The organism is Geminicoccus flavidas, from assembly GCF_009806515.1.
In the GTDB taxonomy this organism is placed as follows: domain Bacteria; phylum Pseudomonadota; class Alphaproteobacteria; order Geminicoccales; family Geminicoccaceae; genus Geminicoccus; species Geminicoccus flavidus.
The window spans coordinates 1-1,705 of sequence record NZ_WUJP01000846.1; the positions used below are offsets into that span (position 1 = coordinate 1).

Genomic DNA, 1,705 nt, shown 5'->3' on the forward strand with positions numbered 1-1,705 from the left:
ACTGGCCGACCCGGGGGGCGGCTTCGTCGGTCCGTGCCCAGACCAGCGCCAGGGCCAGGGCCTCGATCCCGGTGCAGAAGCGCTTCTGCCCGCTGATCCGCCAGCCGGACGAGGTGCGGGTCGCGACGGTGGCAGGCAGCCCGCCGCGGGCGGGGCTGCCGAGCTCGGGCTCGACCCGCAGCGCATTGAGATAGGCGCCCGCGACACCCTGGCGGCCGACCTGTTCGGCCAGGTGCTGGGCCAGCCGCCCGTTACGCGCGATCTGGGCCTGCTGGATCAGCGTCATCGCGAGAACCAGGCTGCTGGCAGGCTCGGCCGCGGCCAGCCGTGCCAGCAGCCGAATCACCGGCTCAATGCCCCAGCCACCGCCGCCAAGGGCGACGGGCACGGTCAGGCCAGTCAGGCCGAGCTCGGCGAACGCCTGGAGCGGGCCGTGCGGAGAGGCGGCGGATCGGTCAAGCTCCCCAGCCTGCGCCGCCAGCCGGGCAGCCAAGCCTTCCAGGCGCGCATCGTCGATGGCCAAGGCCGCTTGTGCAGAAGGCATCGTCAGCCGCTTCAGATCGAGTAGTCGAGGGAGAGGTCGTGATTGGCCTGATCCCGCATTTGGGCAAGCGTGGTCTGGTCGAGCACCGCAGCGATCGCATCGCGCACTTCCAGCATCAGTAGGCGCACCTCGCACCCCTCGACTATGACGCAGTCGCGGCAGGGCTCTGCAGTCTTGCGCCGGGCACAGGGAAGGGGGGCGATCGGGCCGTCCAGCGTGCGCACCACATAGCCCATGCGGATCTCGGTGGGCGGCCGAGCCAGCGTGAAGCCGCCGCCCGGACCCTTCTTGCTGCGGATCAGGCCGGCATTCCTGAGCTCCAGCAGGATGGCATCCAGGAAGGCCTTGGGTGCCCCGGTGACTTCTGAGATCTCGGCAGCCTGGGTGAGCTTCTCCGGGTCGCCGCTGGCGAGATGGACCAGGGCCTTGAGGCCATACTTGGCTTTCTTGGTGAGCACCCTCGGTCCGCCTCCCCTGTGATTGGCGTATCGTTGCGACGGCGGAAGCCGGACGACGCCGGGATTCTCGCGGCACCGCGTCTGACTGCCGTCACGTGGCAATTGCCGGTAAGCTTACTGAATTAGCCAATAATAAGCTCCGCCGGCTTGGGTGGTGATCGGGCTGCCCGAAAGCCGGCCCCCGCGACCAAGATTCACACGGCTGCCAGGATCTCTGCCTGCAGCGCGGCGGCGGCAGGATCGGCCAGTTGCCGGCGCGGGCGCGGGAAGGGAACCGGCATGTCCAGCGCGATCTCTCCGGCCTTCAGCACCACCACCCGGTCGGCCAGGGCCACCGCCTCGGCGACGTCATGGGTGATCAGCACGACGGTGAAGCCGTGATCCTGCCAGATGCGCTCGGTGAGCTGGTGCATCTCGATCCGGGTCAGGGTGTCGAGCGCGCCAAATGGCTCGTCCAGCAGCAGCACGCCCGGCCGGCTGACCAGGGCCCGGGCCAGGGCCACGCGCTGCTGCTGGCCGCCCGAGAGCACGGCCGGCCAATCTTGGGCGCGCCGAGCCAAGCCGACATCGGCGAGCGCGGCACGCGCGGCGTCCTGCCAACTCTCGCCGCGCGCGATCCCGATATTGCCCAGCACACGCTGCCAGGGCACCAGCCTAGCGTCCTGGAACAGGAGGCGCACGCGCGGGTGGATACCGGTGACCG

General features: G+C 69.9%; 3 protein-coding genes. All 3 read right to left on the reverse strand.

The genetic code is table 11. The features are described from left to right. The coding region (locus EQG76_RS24325) for an acyl-CoA dehydrogenase family protein (RefSeq protein WP_200841076.1) at nt 1-523 on the reverse strand (523 nt) is incomplete at its 3' end. Between the two features lie 32 nt (nt 524-555). Further along, nucleotides 556-1,002 (reverse strand): RrF2 family transcriptional regulator, encoded by a 447-nt coding sequence (locus tag EQG76_RS24330; RefSeq protein ID WP_159717169.1) that lies wholly within the window; start codon nt 1,000-1,002, stop codon nt 556-558. 194 nt (nt 1,003-1,196) lie between these two features. Next, the coding region (locus EQG76_RS24335) for an ATP-binding cassette domain-containing protein (protein WP_159717171.1) at nt 1,197-1,705 on the reverse strand (509 nt) is incomplete at its 5' end.